General features: G+C 69.5%; 12 protein-coding genes. 5 read left to right on the forward strand and 7 right to left on the reverse strand.

The annotated features are described in order from the left end of the window. Window positions 1–114 precede the first annotated feature (114 nt). Complete coding sequence (locus tag FHS29_RS04435; protein WP_184688416.1) at window positions 115–777, reverse strand: response regulator; 663 nt, start codon at window positions 775–777, stop codon at window positions 115–117. Continuing rightward, window positions 774–2,063, reverse strand: a complete 1,290-nt coding sequence (locus tag FHS29_RS04440) for a sensor histidine kinase (protein WP_221455286.1) — start codon at window positions 2,061–2,063, stop codon at window positions 774–776. Before FHS29_RS04440 ends, FHS29_RS04435 begins: the two co-directional genes overlap by 4 nt. Before the next feature lie 211 nt (window positions 2,064–2,274). On the opposite strand from FHS29_RS04440, the gene FHS29_RS04445 reads away from it, so the two are divergent. Then, the gene (locus FHS29_RS04445) at window positions 2,275–3,876 is read left to right on the forward strand and encodes an alpha/beta hydrolase family protein (protein WP_312864742.1); all 1,602 of its coding nucleotides are present in this window, start codon (window positions 2,275–2,277) and stop codon (window positions 3,874–3,876) included. A gap of 401 nt (window positions 3,877–4,277) precedes the next feature. Here FHS29_RS04445 and FHS29_RS04450 read toward each other — a convergent pair whose 3' ends face one another. Both FHS29_RS04450 and FHS29_RS04455 read right to left on the reverse strand, forming a co-directional pair. Further along, window positions 4,278–4,967 (reverse strand): response regulator, encoded by a 690-nt coding sequence (locus FHS29_RS04450; RefSeq protein WP_184688418.1) that lies wholly within the window; start codon window positions 4,965–4,967, stop codon window positions 4,278–4,280. Then, window positions 4,964–6,145, reverse strand: a complete 1,182-nt coding sequence (locus FHS29_RS04455; protein WP_312864743.1) for a sensor histidine kinase — start codon at window positions 6,143–6,145, stop codon at window positions 4,964–4,966. The genes FHS29_RS04450 and FHS29_RS04455 overlap by 4 nt, the downstream gene beginning before the upstream one ends. Before the next feature lie 299 nt (window positions 6,146–6,444). On the opposite strand from FHS29_RS04455, the gene FHS29_RS04460 reads away from it, so the two are divergent. The 3 genes from FHS29_RS04460 to FHS29_RS04470 all read left to right on the forward strand — a co-directional run bounded on the left by FHS29_RS04460 (window position 6,445) and on the right by FHS29_RS04470 (window position 13,999). Continuing rightward, window positions 6,445–7,464, forward strand: coding sequence for an alpha/beta hydrolase family protein (locus FHS29_RS04460; RefSeq protein ID WP_221455455.1), 1,020 nt, complete (start codon window positions 6,445–6,447; stop codon window positions 7,462–7,464). 198 nt (window positions 7,465–7,662) lie between these two features. Then, window positions 7,663–9,696 carry an eCIS core domain-containing protein gene (locus tag FHS29_RS04465; protein WP_221455287.1) on the forward strand — a complete coding sequence of 678 codons (2,034 nt, stop codon included), beginning with the start codon at window positions 7,663–7,665 and terminating at the stop codon, window positions 9,694–9,696. 313 nt (window positions 9,697–10,009) lie between these two features. Beyond that, window positions 10,010–13,999, forward strand: coding sequence for a P-loop domain-containing protein (locus tag FHS29_RS04470; protein WP_184688422.1), 3,990 nt, complete (start codon window positions 10,010–10,012; stop codon window positions 13,997–13,999). Window positions 14,000–14,029: 30 nt separating this feature from the next. On the opposite strand, the gene FHS29_RS04475 is transcribed toward FHS29_RS04470, so the two are convergent. Then, window positions 14,030–14,422: a hypothetical protein gene (locus FHS29_RS04475; RefSeq protein WP_184688424.1), complete on the reverse strand. Its 393-nt coding sequence runs from the start codon at window positions 14,420–14,422 to the stop codon at window positions 14,030–14,032. Between the two features lie 198 nt (window positions 14,423–14,620). Between FHS29_RS04475 and FHS29_RS04480 the strand changes: the two genes are divergently transcribed. After that, complete coding sequence (locus FHS29_RS04480; RefSeq protein ID WP_184688426.1) at window positions 14,621–15,064, forward strand: STAS domain-containing protein; 444 nt, start codon at window positions 14,621–14,623, stop codon at window positions 15,062–15,064. Between the two features lie 197 nt (window positions 15,065–15,261). On the opposite strand, the gene FHS29_RS04485 is transcribed toward FHS29_RS04480, so the two are convergent. Continuing rightward, window positions 15,262–15,873, reverse strand: a complete 612-nt coding sequence (locus FHS29_RS04485) for a hypothetical protein (protein WP_184688428.1) — start codon at window positions 15,871–15,873, stop codon at window positions 15,262–15,264. Window positions 15,874–16,006: 133 nt separating this feature from the next. Then, on the reverse strand, window positions 16,007–17,530 hold the full coding sequence (locus tag FHS29_RS04490) for a pentapeptide repeat-containing protein (protein ID WP_312864744.1): 1,524 nt from the start codon (window positions 17,528–17,530) through the stop codon (window positions 16,007–16,009). Window positions 17,531–17,653 lie beyond the last annotated feature (123 nt).

Raw genomic sequence — 17,653 nt, forward strand, 5'->3', positions numbered from 1 at the left:
GGCCGGCAACGCGCTACCCAGGAAGGCGAGATGTCCGCCGAGGACGCCGGGAGCCTGCTGACGTAGGCGTTGGCGCCTGCGCCACGACCTGCTCACCGCTGACGGGCAGCAGCATCATGCCGGGTGGATGAGGCGGCTTTCGTAGGCGAAGACCACGGCCTGTATCCGGTCGCGGAGTTCGAGCTTCTGCAGGATTCGCCCCAGATGGGACTTCACGGTCGCCTCCGCGAGGTACAGGGTGGCCGCGATCTCGGTGTTGGACAGGCCGCAGCCCACCTGGATGAGCACCTCGCGCTCACGGGCGCTGAGCCGGCTCAGCCGCGCGTCGCGTTCGGCGTTGCTGCCGTCGGGGATGTACGGGCGGAAGCTTTCCAGCAGGCGGCGGGTGATCCGCGGGGAGACCACCGCGTCGCCCGCGGCCACGTTACGTATCGCGGTGAGCAGTTCCTCGGGCCTCGTGTTCTTCAGCAGGAAGCCCGAAGCTCCGGCGTTGAGTCCGGCGAAAGCGTACTCATCGAGGTCGAAGGTGGTGAGGATCAGCACTCTGGTCTGCGGGCAGTTCCGGATGATCTGCCGGGTCGCCTCGATCCCGTCGGTCCCAGGCATCCGGACGTCCATGAGGACGACATCGGGGCGCAGCTCCCGGGCGAGGAGTATGGCCTGCGTGCCGTCCGCGGCTTCACCGACCGGCTCCATGTCGGGCTGGGCCTCCAACACCGTGCTGAAAGCCATACGGAGCAGCGCTTCGTCGTCGACGATCAGGATGCGGATCGTCATTCGGACACGACTCCGCTGCTGCTGAGGAAGAGGCAGGTATGGACGCCCCAGCCGCCGTCCGGAAGCGGTCCGGCCTGCAACTTCCCCCCGTAGGCGGCCGAGCGCTCGCGCATCCCGGGGATGCCGTGGCCGAACGATGTGGCACCGGGAAGTGGCGGGCGGGGACCGCTGTCGGTGACGTCCACTGTGACGGTCTCGGCTGAGCACCGTATCCGGACCTTCGCGTGTGTGCCGGCGGGTGTGTGCTTGAGGGTGTTGGTCAAGGCTTCCTGTACCAGGCGATAGACGGTCAGTTGTGCGGTGGCGGGTATGTGGGTGTGGCCGCCCTCGACCTCAAGACGGGTTGGCAGCCCGGCGGCGCACATCTGGTCGGCGAGGGCCTCCAGTTGTGCGATGCCCGGCAGCGGGTGGCGCTCCGCGTCCGGTTCGTCGGTTCGCAGGACGCCCAGAGAACGCCGCATGTCCGTCAGGGCCTGCCGCCCTGTCTCGGAAATCTGGAGCATCGCGGTGGTGGCCTTGTCGGGCGACCGGTGCTGCGCGTAGACGGCGGCGTCGGTGAGCGCGACCATGACGGACAGGTTGTGGGTGACGATGTCGTGCATTTCCCGGGTGATACGTGTCCTTTCCTCGGCGACGGCCACTCGTGCCTGCTGCTCCTGTTCTTCCTCCAGGCGTGCGGCACGTTCCTTCAGTGCCGCGAGGTAGGCGCGCGTGGTCCGCACGTTCACACCGAGGACGGCGGCGGCAACGGTCATCGCGGTGACCGCGACGAAGGGGGTCAGGAATGCGCCTTCCGTCGCCCAGCGCAGGCAGGCCAGGAGGACCCCTGCCTCCACGATGGCAGCGGCGACGAGCGTGCCGCGCCGGCCCGAGTTCGCGGCCACCGTGTAGAGAGCCACCAGCAAGGCGATGTCCGCCGGCAGTTGAACGTCCACCAGCCACTGGACGAAGGCCGCAGCAGCCACGACGCCGAACACCGTGAGCGGAGCCCGGCGGCGCCACACCAGGGGCAGCGCAAGGGCGGTGGTAAGGACCACGGCCACCGGCAACTCCTGCGGCGCGCGTGTGGTCATGACGTTGAGCAGGAGAAGCGTCGGCAACATCAAGTCCCACACCAGAGGCGGCAGTCGGGAGCCCAAACGCCCGGCAGCTCTCACCAATCGCGCCGCTCGTGCGGAGGCCTGGTCGGCATACCTCGCCAGCCGTACGACCGCCCTCGCCCGCCGCACCTGGTCCCGGTAGCGCACCCGCTGGGCATTGCCAAGTTCCGCGGCCGCCTCGGTCATCACACGTCCCTGTCGATTGAGCGTCAGAGTGGCCCCGGCCGGGGGCCGCCACCGCGTACAACCGGAGCCGAGTACGGAAACGTACGCCTCACGCTGCCCGGCACCCACTACGGCCCTGTCACGGTAGGCCGCGGGCCCGCGAAGCACATGAGTCCACCGTCTGATGCCACCGTGCCGAAGTACGACCGCAGGAGGAGTCCCACTACCTCCCGTGGTCGCAGACCGACCGCTGATCCGACGCGTTCGATTGCCACTCCGAGCGCATGAGGACCTGCTTCGGATTGCGACCCCGGTTGCCTACGACGGCGACCCGGGATCGATGTGGCAGCGCCTACCCAGCGCCGACTATGGCCGGGTGAACGAGATCGTCACGGGACTGCACATGTCTCCCCTCGAAATACTCGCCTTGCTGGGTGCCGTCGCGCTGGTAGTGGCGCGCTGGCTTCCCCCCGCCGTCCGCCCACGCGTCACGATCGCGGCGGCGGCGGTTCTCGTGCCGTCCGCGATCGTGCTGAGTGTGGCGGAAATCCGCTGGCAGATGCTGCCGGTACTGGCAGGCGCCGCCTTCGCGTTGCCGTTCGCCCTCTTCCCCCTGCTGCGACGCCGTACCGGCCGGCCGGCGTGGCGGGCCCGCTGGTGGCTGGCGTTGCCGGGATCGGTGGCCTGCCTCGGCCTGATCACCACGGGCCCGGTGGCCGCCTGGGCTCTTCCCGTGCCCGTGTTCCCCGAACCCTCGGGCGACTTCCGGGTCGGCACCCATTTGGTGCAGTGGACCGATCCGAGCCGCCCCGAGACCTTCACCGCCGATCCGACCGACCGGCGCACGGTCGTGGTCCAGCTCTGGTACCCCGCGCAGGAGAGCCCCGCAGGCGCGCAGCCGGCGGCCCAGTACCTCGGACGCACGGAGGACGAGGCGCGCACCGTTTCCGGTGCCCTCGCCCGCGGAGTCGGCCTGCCGGGCTTCCTGGTCGACGGTGTTCCGCGTGCCCACACCCACTCGGTCTTCGACGCCCCGGTGGCCCACGGGGCGGAACGGTTCCCGGTCGTGCTGTTCTCCCCCGGGTCGAGCGGAGTGCGCACCCAGAACACCGCCTGGGCGGAGGACCTGGCCAGCCACGGCTATGTGGTCGCCGCCCTCGACCACCCGTACGACTCGGCCGCCGTCGTCCTCGCCGACGGCCGAACGATCAACACCGAGACCATCTCCACCGGCGACCGGGACCAGGACGACAAGCTGGCGGCCGACTGGACAGCGGTTCGAGCCGCCGACCTCGGCTTCGTCCTCACCCGGTTGGACAGTCTGGACCGAGGTGAGATCGCCGGCCCACTGGTCGGGCGGCTGGACACCAGCCGGGTCGCGGTGACCGGCCACTCCATGGGTGGTGCTGCCGCTCTGCAGGCGGCTCGGCAGGATCGCCGGTTCGACGCCGTCATCAACCTGGACGGCTACCCCCGCGGCCCCGCCTCACCCTCGCTCGACCAGCCGACGCTCGCGCTCACCCAGGCCATCACTCCGGGGACCGACCCGCGCTTCCTACCCCGCCTCACCGAGGTGCTCGAACTCAGCACCGCGACGAGCTACCGGCTCACCATCCCCGACGCCGCGCATCTCACTTTCATGGACGGGCCCCTGTACCTCCCGCCGGTGCCCTCGATAGTCGGCTCCCTGGGCCGCACCGAGAGCCCGCGCGTCGTCGCCACCACCACTCTTGCCTTCTTGGACACCATTCTGCGGGACAAACCCGGCGACCTGGCGGACGTTCTGTCGGCCTACGGCGATCTCACCGTCTATCACCCGGACAACAGCCGCTGATCGGCCGCGCCGCAGCAATCGACGGCACGGCCGTTCTCTCCCCCCGCCGAAGTGCAGTCCGCCGTGCCACCCCCGCCGCGAGCGGTAGTTCCACGCACATCCGCTCGGGATCGGTGAAGTCCAAGCCTCGGATGAACGGCTCCATCGGACCCTCGGCGGGGGCTCGTCGGCGACGAAGTCGAAGGCTCCCACCACCTCGCCGTCGTGGGCCAGGGCGACTTGGGTGCGCAGGTTGACGTTCCAGTAGGCGCTCGCGGCCACGGTGCCGGCTCCGGACAACCGGGCCAGGACCGGGAGATCCGCCCCATGCAGACCGTTGTCCTCGGCCGGCACCACCCACCCGTCCTTCCGCAGTGGAGGCCGCAACTGTGCCACGGCGCCGTAGCTTTCCAACTCCTCGATCACCGAGTCACATGACAGCCCTTGGTCTTCACCGTTCCGGTTTCCCATGCCCAGGCGGCGATCTGGACCCGGTTGCGTGCTCGGAGCTTGGTTTGGATGCCGGACACGTGGCTCTTGACCGTGCTCAGCGAGATGAACAGCTCGGCGGCGATTTCCCGGTTGGTGCGGCCCCTGGCGATGGCCCGGACGACTTCGGTCTCCCGTTCGGACAGTGGGGGTGTTGGTTCGTTGGCGGTGGGTGTGATGTGGGTGTCTGCGAGGTGGCGTAGCAGCCGCAGGGTGATCGATGGTGAGACCAGGGCGTCGCCGATGTTCGCGGCGCGGACGGCTTCGGCGAGGAGGGCGGGGCCTGCGTCCTTCAGGATGAAGCCGACCGCTCCGCCGCGGAGTGCGCCGTAGACGTATTCGTCGGTGTCGAAGGTGGTGACCACGACCACCCGGAACGGATTGGAGACGCCGGGGCCGGCCAAGGCGCGGGTGACCTCGATGCCGTCGAGACGGGGCATGCGGATGTCCACGAGGCACACGTCGGGACGTAGCCGGCGGGCCAGTTCGACCGCCTCGACGCCGTCTGAGGCTTCCGCGACCACGCTGATGTCGGGTTCGTCATCGAGCAGGAGCCGCAGGCCGCTGCGGATCATGGCCTGGTCGTCGGCCAGCAGGACGCTGATGGGCGCTGAGCCGGTCATCGGAGCTCCCGGGCAGGAAGCGGCAGGACGGCCCGCACGGACCAGCCGGTGCTGGAGCAGGGACCGGCGCGCAGTGTGCCGTCGAGGGCCTCAACGCGTTCGCGCATTCCGACCAGGCCGTACCCGCTGCGGTGGGGGTAGCGGGGCGGGTGTGGTGGGGCGTCGTCGGTGATCTCGACGGTGATGGTCGGTTGCTCCTGGGTGATGTCGTTGCCGTTGATGTGGTCATGGGTGACGCGGACAGTGACCGAATGGGCGTGCGGGGCGTGCTTGGCGATGTTGGTCAAGGATTCCTGGACGACCCGGTACACCGTGCTGGTGACTTCCGGCGGCCATTCCGGTTCGTCGTCGGGCAGCCGGAGGTGCACGGTGCGGCCGTGGCTGGTGAAGCGTTCGACCAGCGCGCTGAGCTGCTCGGGACCGGGCGTGGCAGGGGCCGCGTCGTCGGTGTCACGCAGCAGGTCGACGACGCGGCGCATCGCGGCCAACGCCTCTGAGCCGGCGGTCTCGATACCGGCCAGGGAGTCGTCCAGTTCCTCCGGGTACTTGCGCCGGACGACCTGGGCGGCCTGGGCGTGGAGCACGACGCCGGTGATGTGGTGGGCGACGATGTCGTGCAGTTCTCTGGCCAGGTCGAGGCGTTCGGCGCGGCGTACCTGCTCGGCGACCGTGCGGCGGCGGGTGTCGAGCAGCCGCAGACCCAGCCCGGTGGCCAGCGCGGCGAGCCAGCCGGCGCCGTTGAACGTCAGCACGGCCGGGACTCCGGACGGGGATGCCGGTGCGGTGAGCCCGGCGCCGACGACGAGGGCGAGCCCTGCGGTCGCGATGGTGGCTGCCCAGCGGATCGGGAGTGCCCTGATCGCGGAGCCGATGAGCACGTACAGGCCGACAGCGGCGGCGGGCCCGGGCTCGGCGGGCAGGTGCGCGACCTGGGCGACCACGATCGCGACCGCTGCGACGGCAAGCCCCACACCGGCGGCCCATCCCGGGTGGCGGCGGCGCATCAGGGCGAGCGCACCCATCACCAGCCCGGCGGCGCAGCCGAACACCCAGTAACCGCCGCCCCAGCTGTCCGCGATCGCGAACGCCGTGATGGCGAGCGCCGCGGCGTGCCCGACGATGAGCCCCGCATCGGCCGCGATGCCGAGCAGATCGGTCGGCCGGTCCCGAGTGTCCACGTGGGCAGGCTACGGAACCGCTACCGGTGTGCCGTATCGGTCAAAAGTACGGTTGCGGCCGGCGCGAACCCTGCTTTGGCCTGATGTTCAGCGCCGCAGCGGCTCCCAGGATGAAAACCATGCCCAATGAAGAAGACGCCACGCCGGCTGCAACAACCGTGAGACTGACCAAGCGGTTCCGCGAACGCACTCGCGGTCTGGTCACCGTCGCCGGACTGCTTGCCGTCGCGGTCGCCGCCTCGTCCACACACACAGCCGCGGCCGACTCTCCTGACCCGGCGACCGCATCGACCAGCACGATGTACCTGCCCCCACCAACCGGTCCTCATCCGGTCGGCATCACGTCCCTGCACCTGACCGACGAATCGCGCCAGGACCCCTGGGTGCCCGAGGCGGGGGCGAGAGAACTCATGGTTTCCCTGTGGTATCCCGCGAAGTCGCGTGGCGAGCGGCGGGCTTCGTACATGACGCCGAAGGAGTCAGAGCTCCTCTTGGAGGGCCACGGGATCACCGGCGTGCCACCCGACAGCTTCAGCAAGACCAGGACCAACGCGTACACCGACGTGCGGCCGACGGGAGGCAGGCATCCTCTCGTGGTGCTCTCGCCCGGCTACACCTGGTACCGCAGCTCGTTCGGCGCGCTGGCCGAGGAACTGGCGAGCAGAGGCTATGTGGTGGCCGGGATCGACCACACCTACGAGAACTTCGCCACGACCTTCCCCGACGGGAGGGTCACCACCTGCGCCACGTGCGACCTGCAAGTCGAGGACTTCGGCAGGCTCGCGGTGGAGAGCCGAGCCCGCGACGTCTCCTTCGTGCTCGACGAACTGATCGGCCGGCGGGGCACGCTGATCGACCCGGCGCGGATCGCGATGGCGGGCATGTCCCTCGGCGGCGCGAGCGTCGGCGAGACCATGCTGACCGATCCGAGGGTCCGGGCCGGCGCCAACCTGGACGGCACGATGTTCAAGCCACTGCCGGAAAGCGGGCTGTCGCGGCCGTTCCTGTTCTTCACCCAGGACGCCGACGACGCCACGCTGAACCGGGACTGGCAACGCCTGACCGGGTGGAAGCGCTGGTTCAAGGTGACCGGAGCGGTGCACCCGTCGTTCGCCGACTACGACCTGCTGACCCAGCAGATGGGCCTCGACTTCGGCAGCGAGCTCGCCGGAACCCGTTCCGTGGAGATCGTCCGCGCCTACGTCGCCGCCTTCTTCGACCGGCACCTGCGCAGCCGGCCGCAACCCCTGCTGGAGCGGCCTTCCACGCAGTACCCAGAGGTCAGGTTCTGCACGCCGGAACAGAAGAACTGCCACTAGGGGCATCGGTCACGCGGGCCCGTTTCCTCAGACGTCGTCGAAGAAACGGGCCCGTCCCCTCGACCCGCGCCGGCTCGTCCACGCTGCTGCAACCGGCCGGCGGACTGATCACCCCGGTACACCCAGTGTGCTCGGATTGGGGCGGCCCACAGCGATCGAGCCGGTCGCCGGATCGCGGAAGGTCGCCAAGGGCAAAACGTGTGCCCCGGCAGTGCCTTCGCGGTCCTGTGCCGCGCACGCGGCGAGCCGGTATCAAAAACACGAACCGCTGCCCACCGGAGGAGAGTGCTTGTGCGGAACCACCACAGTGGCAACTCGGGCGATGGGCGGGACACATCGTCCACTTCCACCGCCGACGAACGACCCGCTGTTCAACGGCAGTACCCTGGTCTGACGTCAGTCGGGGGGATCCAGGCGCTCCAGGCCACCGTGGGCAACGCTGCCGTCGTTCAGCTGCTCCGCCAGACCGGGCATCCGTCGGCCCAAGACCGACATCAGCACGGTCCTGCATGTGGGCACCACGGAGCTGGTTCCCAGGTCCAGCGTTCCACACAGGACGAGGTCGTCGAACGTGCCCCCGAGAGCGAGGAGCACGGTCACGTGGCCGTGCCGGACGACAGCCCGGCCGGTCAGAAGGCCTTGCTCGACCAGGCCATGGCCTCACCGAGCCGCTCGCTCCCCGAACCGCTGCTCGCGGCGGCGACGCCGTTCTTCCAGAACCCGAACCTCGCCGCCACCCGGCTCCACGACAACCCGGTGGCCCAGCGAGCCACCGCGGCCCTGGGCGCCCGGGCCATGACGGTCGGTACCCACATCTTCGCGGCCCCGCAGGTCGTCGCGGACAAGGAGGTCATGGGTCACGAGCTGAGCCATGTCAACGAGAACCTCATGGGAACCCGCGAGACCGGTAACAGCAACGGCGCCGGAGTCACGATCACCGATCCCGGCCAGGGTTCCGAGCAGAAGGCGGCCGGCGACGGGGTCTCCTTCGGTGCCGGTGCGGCGACCGCCCGGTCCGTCGCGGGCCGGCGGGCCGTCCCGCAGCACGTCGACTCCGCGCCCGTCGACGAGGGTGCGTCGATGGCGGGCGGAGCCGTGCAGCGCATGGAGAGTCCGCCACGGGGCCGCCGGGGCAGTGGGGACTACGAGGCCGACGACTCCGAATCCTCCGACGGCCGGGACACCGACAGCTCCCGGGAGCGGCGGGAACTCCGCGAGATCGCGGACCGGACGGAGAGGTTGGCGGGACAACCCCCGACGTTCCGCCGAGCCCGGCCGGTACCCCACCAGGAATCCGAATCCGAATCCTCCGACAGCCGGGACACCGACAGCTCCCGGGAGCGGCGGGAACTCCGCGAGATCGCGGACCGGACGGAGAGGTTGGCGGGACAACCCCCGACGTTCCGCCGGATCCGGCCGGTACCCAACCCGATCGACGAAGACCCGATCCCGGTGGTACCCCACCGGGAATCCGAATCGGAGTCCGTATCCGAGTCCGAGTCCGAATCCGAGTCCGAATCGGCGACGGCGGCTCAGGTCGTCGAACCACTTCCCGAACTGCCGGAGAACAACCGTCTGACACCGCTGCGCGAACTGCTCCAGAACGAGATGCTCCTGCACGGTGTCGCCAAGAAGCTGAAAGTCACGTTCATGGTGGACGGGGGCGCTCGCGACCCCAGGCAAGGCGCCGGGCACGCCTGGATCGAGATCACCGGATCGCAGCGGAGCATCTCCTTCGGTTTCTACCCGGAAGACCCGTATGCCACGTTGGTCAGTGTGAAAGGCGGCATTCAATGCCCCGACAAGTACAGCGACCACTATCCTGCCACTCACCATGAGTCGAAGAAAGTGGCTTTGAGGGACATCGTCAATGGCTACCTGCTCACCCATCAGAAGTCCCAGGCCGACTACAACCTCACCCTGCACAACTGCTCGACCTTCGCGGGCGAGGTGTGGACGGCCATGACCGGCAAGTCGATCCCCCGGGAGTGGTTCACCGCGTACGGCGTGCTCGGGCTGGTCGTCTCGACTCCCCACGGTGCCGCCGAAGGCCTGGAAAGCCACCAGGGGAAGAGACTGGAGAAGAGGAGTAAGCGCACGCGCGACCTCGCGAAAGGACCCGTACGCGGTTTGATGCCCGGCTCCGGCGACCCGGAGGAGGTAGCCCGCCGGATGGCCGGCATGAATCTCTCCGAGAGCAGTCCGTCCCAGTCCTCCGAAGAGGTGGACTGACCGACACGACAGACGATGCCCCGCGGGCACCTTCAACCTGAAACCGCCTGGAAGCGCTGCGGGCGGGCTGGTGGCGGTAGGACTCCACCAGCTCGCCCGGGACATCGACCGCCGGCCCGGGTCGACATGGGAATCACCCGCACTCCCCCACTCGCGGCACGGGCGATCGAGATCGCCGCAGACGTCGCCGCCGCGCCGAGGTGCCCTCGTCCTGATTCGTGTTCGCCCGGACCTCGGGGATTCGACCTCGGTAGCGGCCGGCTTCTGGTGTAGTGGAGCCACATGGGGTTGTCCGGTCGGATGAAGGAGGCTCGTGACCGCTACGGGTGCTGCCGGACGGCTCCACGAGGATGATCACGACGGCTTCGTCGGTCGTGAGTGGGCGGTGGAGCGATGTCTCGACCGGCTCCGCGCTCCGAGGCAGACCCTTCTCGTTCTCGGCCGACCCGCTTCGGGCAAGACGACGCTCGCACGGCGTGTGCACAGGGACCTCATGGCGAAGGGAGCCGAAGGTCCCGTCGTCGTATTGCACGAATGTCACGCCAACGACGACGCCACCCTGCTGCCGTGGCGCCTGATCGACCGGATCGTCACGGAGTTGTCCGCACGCTCCACCGACTACGTGGAAGCTCTCGCCGGATCCGCGGGCAGCCGAGTCGAGATCAAGTCCGACATCTCCATCGGGAACGCCGTGCAGTCGCGGGTGTCCGGCGTGTCGATCGAGAACCTCCGACTGGGAGTCGAGTCGCCCCGGTCGATGTTCGCGCGGTGCGTCCGGAAACCGCTCGAAGCGATCGGAACACCCCCTGCGGTCGTGGTCATCGTCGACGCCGTCGACGAGACGGACTCCCCCGGCCTGGACAACGAGTTCGCCAACCTGCTCGCCGGCGCCATCGGGAGCCTCGGCAACTCGGCGCTCGACTTCCGTTTCATGTTGACCTGCAGGACCGTCGAACAGGACCGCTTCGGGCGGCTCGCCACCGAAGTCGTCGACCTCGACCGGGATGAGCCGCGAGCCGGCGCCGACATGCTGTTGTTCTGCCGGTCGCGCCTGGCGCTGACGGAGGGTGCCCACTCCGACGACCGTGCCTGGGTGGTGGCGGGCAAGGCCGGGGGCAACTACCTCTACGCCAAGTACGCCATCGACCTGGTGAGCGGCACGACCTCGGCGATGAGCGTGGCCGAACTCCCGAGCGGCCTGGGCGAGATGTACCACGAGTTCCTCGTCAGGAGGGTCGCGAACGACCTGTCGGGCCGGCAGTGGCGTGACCGGTACCGGCCCGTCCTCGGACTCGTCGCCGTGGCGCGCGAGCCCGGCCTGACCGTCCAGGACCTCGTCGGCCTGCTGCACCTGCCGGAGTCGACGGTCGAGGACATCGTCGACGACCTGAGCGAGTTCTTGCGACTCGACCCGCGAACGGCACGTCGGAGCATCTTCCACGACTCGTTCCGAGAATTCCTGCTCGTCGAGGGCACCCTGCGGATCAAAGCGGCGGAATCGCACCGCAGGTTCAGCGAGTCCTTCCTGGGATCCGCGCCCGAGCTGGTCTCCGACTACCTGTCGCGCAACTTCGCGTACCACCTGCACAGCGCCGGCATGCACCTCGAACTGTGCGAATACGTGATCTCCGCCGAGCGTTGGCGGGCACACGAGAAGCGTGCCGGAGTCTCCCTGTCCGCGCGTTTCACCACCCTGCTGACCGCATGTGAATCGGCCATCGAACTGGACAGTCCGCGGATGATGGCCGGGCTCCTGCTCCGCGACCTCGAACTGCGCGCTGAGGTGGGAAGTGCCGCGCCGGACGTGACAGTGCACGATGCGGACGACCTGGCGCACAGCACGCTCTCGCAGGTCGGCGAGTACGACGTGAACGTGATGTGGCAGCTCGTCAGGGCATGTCAGGAACTGGAGGCGGGAACCCACGGCGCCGCGTCGGGCAGGCTCGACCGGCTCGCCAGGTGGTGCGACCGGAGCCTGGGCGGGGACTGGCAGTGCCGGATCGGAGTACTGCTCGCCCACCTGCGCGTCACGTGCGGCTCGGACGGTCCGGTGGGCGAGTTGTGCCACGTGCTGCTCGACGATGTGGGGATCGCCTACCTCAAGCGCTACCTGGTCGAGCGAGGCGCCATCGCCCCGGCTCTGGGCGGGCCCGACATCGTCGACTCGCACCGGTACCGGCAGGGGGTTCTCCGGTACGCGATGGACCTCTCGGAGAAGCGGCGGGATCCGGACGGTGCGACGGCCGTTGCCCGGCGCGTGGTCGCGATGGCGAGGAGATCCACCGGCGGGCCGACGCTGTTCGAGGACATGGCGGTCGGCGCCGCGACGGAATGGCTCGTCGGCAACGAAATCAGCGGCATCGACGGCTTGGGCGGCGTGCTCGCGCGACTGCGCGATGTCACGTACTGCTATGCGGACATGTTGGCGTCCTGCGGACGTCCCGAGATCGCCGCCGACGCGGCGCGCCGGCGTGAGGGCCTGCGGAAGCTCGAGGATCTTCGTGCCCGCAGCTCGCGGTACCCCGACCGGATGTGGCTGGACTACTTCATCGCGGTCGCACTGCGCAGGCACGGCAGGCAAGCGGATGCGCGAACGCTCCTGCGCTCCCTTCGAGGGCGACTTCCCGCGCTGGACGCCGAACCCGACGGCGCGTTCGTCGCCGACATGCACCTGGATGCCACGCATGGTCCGTGCCTGCAAGGACTTGTGTTCCTCGCGGCGATGGAGGCCGCGACTGTCCGGGACTTCGCGCTGGCCGAGGATCTCGTGTCGGACCTGCTGCGTTTCCACTCGATCGACGGCGTGTCGGCGCTCGTGCACCTCATCGCGGAGATGGAGGTCGCCGGCGAGACGGCCACGCGGATCGGGTCGGTGACGGACCGCCTCGCGGACCTGATCGTGGCACACCTCGACGATGAGGACGCCGGGGTGCAACTGTTCTCCGCGGGAGTCGCGCTCCGGGATCTCGCCGGTGCCGCAGGACGGTTCGACGCGCTCGTCCTTCGGGGAATCGACACGATGGTGGAGTCGTTGAGCGGGCGCGTGGTCGTCGGTGACCGGGCCGATTCCGACGAGTCCAAGCGTGCGCTGGCCGCGGCCTTGGCCCAGGCGTTCGACGCGGAACGGGACGCCGCGACCACGAACGCGTTGCTCGAATTCGTCGACGGGCACCAAGGCGACGAGTTCGACGACGTGGTGGGCAGGTTCCTCGGCTCCGTCGCCGGAGGCCGGCCGGTGATCGACGAACTCGACCGGATCACCACGAAGCACAGCCGCGACCTCCACGCCGCCAGGATTCGCGATCACCTGGCCGACCGCGACGACCTCGCGGCTGCCGACGCGATCACCGCACGATTCGACGTCGCGGACTCGCTGTCGGTGCTCAGCGCGCGGATCCGGGCCGAGGCGCGACGAGGAGAACTCGCCGCCGTTGTCCGCTTGTGCCGTCAGGACGAACATCCCCTTCGGCGGGCGCACCTGATGCTCGATGCCGGGGAAGTGATCACCGGTGGTCCGCATCGCCTCGAAGGGCAGGTACGGGGTGCGCTCGCCGAAGCGAGCCGCTTCGCCGACTCGATCCGCTCAGGCGATCGCCGAAGCGTCGCCTCGATGTACTACTTCCACGCACGCCTGCTCGCTCGCGCCGGCCTCGCGGATCGGGCGGTGACAACACACATCCTCGCGACCAACGCCTACGAAGCCTCCGTCGACTGGATTCGCATGATGAGCATCCGCATGGGTGGCAACCGCTACCTCCAGGACGGCACCGAGGACGCCGACTACGACGAGCTCGAGGACAACATCGCCACCACGATCCTGGACGCCGACCGCTGCCTGTCGGTCGAACTGGTCCGGGGCAGGTGCGTCGAAGAGGCGCGCGACGTGGTTTTGGGCATGGCCGGACTGGGCGGCGGCTTGATCGAGTACCACCGGCACCGGGCCTGGACCGTCGCCGGCGCCAACGAGCTGACCCGCGTGTCCATCGCGGCGAGGGCGGCGGCCGAGTGCGGGTTCGCGGACATCCTGCAACAGCTGCTGTCGAGCGAGCACGACCGGGGCGCGACGGCGGCCTGGGTGGCGAACCGGATGCTCGACGCGCCCGCGTGGCACCAGGAGCCGCGGACCCGGCAGGCAATGCTCATCCGGCTGTGCGCAAACGCTCTGGGCAGGCGCGACGCCGCCACCACGGCACTCGCGCACCTCGTGATGGCCGCGCCCGAGGCGGCGACGTCGATCGAGCCCTCACGCTGGCTCGCCGTGCTACGACGTGGCGATGCGGCACGCGTCGACGACGTCGACTGACGGAGGGGTTGGGGGTGCCCTCTCCGGACCTCAGTCCCGGCTGTCCGGCGACGAGTTCGGCTCCGCGGACGTGGCGCCGGTGCTCCTGTAGCCGTACACCGTCCCGTCGCGCACCTCGCTCGCCGTCAGCTTGACCTCGACGGAGCGCCGGTCGTCCGCCTCGACCTCGACACCGGTGACCGTGGTGCGGAGGAGCCTGCCGAGTTCGAGGTCGACGCTGACCTTCTCCGATTCGGCGTCGCGAGGCGCGGTCCACCACAGCACCAGGCCCTGCCCGACGACGAGGACCGCGACACCGATGCCGACAGGCGTCGACCAACTGCTGGTCCACACGTTGACCAGCGCCGCGACGGCGGCGGCGAGCAGGACGTTGAGCAGCGACGCGACCAGCCGACCGGGCCTGCGGCCCGACTGTCCGGACATGAGTCCCCTCCTTGGGCCACGGAGCGGCAACCGCGCGGCTCATCGTCTTGCGCTCCGCCCACACTACGAGGTCGCGGGCGAGTCGAGCGCGGACGGCGTCAGGTCCGCCCGGCCCGAACGCTCCGGCGGTCCACCGCTGCGCGCGGAGTCCGGCGCGGCCCGTCGTGAATTCCCCGCCGATGTGGTGGGGTGACGGGTATGGACTCCGGGACGAACGTGTGGACGCGGGTCGAGGCGCTGCCGGCTCGGCGGGCGGTGGTGGTGCAGGTCGGGGGCGAGGTCGACCACGTGACGATCGAGTCCGTCCAGTCGGCGATCGACCGGGGTTTCGCCGTGCTCGCCGCGTCCCGGCCCGCCCCGCCCCGTGCCGGTGCCCCGGTGGTCGCGCCGGTGGAGGTGCTGGTGCTGGATCTGGCGCAGGTCACGTACTTCGGGTCGCTGGGGTTGGTCGCGCTGCTCCAGGCCCGTGAGCAGGCTGTCGGCTTCGGGATGCGGTTGGTCGTCGCGATCCCGCCCGGCCATCCGATCAGGCGGATCGCGGGGATGACCAAGGTGGACCGGGACGTGGAGCTGGCGGCGTCGGTCGACCAGGCGCTGGCCGTCCCGTCCGTCGGTCGCCACCACAAGCCCGCCCCCCGGTGACCCATCGGATTCCCGAAGGATCCGTCACATCCTGGACGTTGATCAACGATCAGCCGGGGAGCCGTGGTGCTGGGCCGACCGCAGTCATCATCTCCGCGACTTCGTCGGCCGGCACGGTCATGATCGCGGCGCCGGCCACGGTGTCGGAGTTACCGGACGACTTCCGCCCGGAAGCCCAGGAGTCCGACGGCACTTCATCAGGAGTACGCCGTCAGCACCAGGCAGAGCAGGTTCCCCTCCTCGTCGGTGATCTCGAAGCCGCCGACGTTCTCGGCATCCACGAGGAAGACGAAGGCGTTCACGCCGGTTTCCCGATCCATCACCACCTCCACCCAGTTGCCGCGCCGACGGTGGGCTCCCGCTGCCGTGATCCGGTCACGCGCATCGGGGAAGAACGAGGGCACGTCGTCGTGGGCCATGAGTGCCGCGTGCACGGCTCCTCTCGCCCACAGGATGGCGTATTGCTCGATCAGGTGGATGTCGTCGTACCCGTCGTCGCCCCACTTCGCTTCGGCGATCCGCGCCGGCTCGGCCAGTGGGATCACGATCATGCTGACGACGTGCCGGATCCCGTCGCGGTTGCGGTCGTCCGGGTTGCTGACCGAGGTGCCCGCGTACACCGGGTAGGTGCCTGCGGGGAACGCGTGGGTGAACCCTCCCTCGGTGACCCACGGGGTCTCCCACATGACCCGGCCATCCGTCACGACGAGGTCACCGGCGTGGTCGAACCACTTGGGCCTGCGATGAGGCACCCGTGCGGCCGGCGCGTACTTGTCTGCCAGACCCCACAGCAGTCGCTCCACGTCCACGCGATCGTGTCCTTCCGGTCGTCTGACTTCCGTCACGTCGGATTCCACCACGCGCGATCATCGTCCCACCCCAACGCCGAACGTGGTCGGCATCCAGGACTGCGCCTTCGAGAGACGAGACTCAGGCGTCCCGTCATGCCGCCGGGTCACGGGACTCCACGTGCGCCCACACACCGTCGCGGTCCGGTACGTCGCGGTCCGGTACGTCACCGTCCGCCGACTCGGCCACGCCGTCCGGCCACACGTGCCTGGCGTCGGTGTCGACCCGCGCCCGTGCGCCCGAGAACGTCGGCGGCATTGCGAACCGCGCCCGGCCCGACATGCCGCTGCTCCACGACAAGCCTCCACCGCCGGCCCCCATGAACCAGCCCGGAGCGTGCTGGTCGAACTCCTCCTCATCGAGGCCCCGATCACCCCCGTACGCGGCCCCGCCATAGCTCGTGAAGTGGTCAAAGCGAACCATGCCGCCGAACCACGCCCCGTCGAACACGGCCTTTCCGCCGAAGACGCTCTCACCGAACATTGCGCTCCCGCCGAACTCCACGTCCTTGAACGTGACCGCGTCCGCGAACTCCGCTTCGGTGAACAACCCGTTCCGGCGCAGCCGCGCCCCTTCGAACGTCGCGTCACAGGCGAAGCGCGTCTTCTCCAACCTGAGGTCGTCGTGGCACTCGACGCCGCCGAAGGAGGCGCTCCCCTCGAAGCAGGCCCCACCGAACACGGAGCCTCGGGCGAACTGGGCGCCGCCGAACAACGCTTTGCCTTCGAACCGGCCGTGGTCGAAGCGGGCCTCGCCGGCGAAGCCGGACATGGTGAACGAGGCTTCGCCGTGGAAGACAGCCTCGCCGAACACGGCGTTCCCGGCGAACCGGGCACCCTCGAACACCGCCCTGCCGTGAAACTCCGCCCGGCCGAATGACGCCTTGCCCGCGAACCACGCGCCACCGAACGCCGCGAAACCGGTGAACCGCGCGCCGTGGAACCGCGCCGTGCGCACGCGACAGCCGACGAGGTCCAGGTCGTGCAGGGTCGCGCCGGTCAGGTCGAGGTCCACGTCCGGCCAGAACACCTTCGTGCCCCACCGCAGATGGGCCCGCAGGATGCGCTGCGCCGTGAGCCGGACCTGCCGCTCCTGCCCGACCTGCTGGGCCCCGGCGAGGTCCTCGGTCGGGTTCTCGTTCGGGTTCTCGGTCGGCGGGGGCATCCGCAGGTACGCGCACAGCACGTTGACGATGGTCTGCCGTTGCTCGGGCACGTTCTGCGCCAGGCGTTCCAGCGCGTACATCCCACCCAGCCGGACCGGCGCCTTGTCCGAGCCGAGCTGCTCGACAGCCTTGGTGTACAGCTCGGTGACGCGCCGCTCGGCGGCGTCGACCTGGACCGCGAGCGCGACGCGCTCCTGGTGCTCCTGGTCGACGTCTTTCTGCCGCAACGCGATCTCTGCGCTCTGCTGCCGCCGGGCGGCCAGCCACAGCGCCGCCGCTCCGCCAGTGCCGACGACGATCGTGCCTGCGGTCCGGATCGCGTCCAGTCGCGCCTTGTCCGCCTCGGTGCCACCGCCGTAGGCCCACAGCAGCGCCACCGCCAGCCCCACACCGACGGACACCAGCAGCACGGCGGCCAGCGTGATGGTCTTGGTGGTCAGCACGCGGTACACCGGGCGATCCGGTCGCTCTCCCATGATCGGTAGATCGCGGCGCAGGCCGCACCGGTTACCGGCGGCGGATCACCGACGTTGCAGCCGGCTGGACCCGCTCGGCGACTGGGTGGGCGAGTGGGT

It is taken from the genome of Saccharothrix tamanrassetensis (assembly GCF_014203665.1).
Taxonomy (GTDB): Bacteria; Actinomycetota; Actinomycetes; order Mycobacteriales; family Pseudonocardiaceae; genus Actinosynnema; species Actinosynnema tamanrassetense.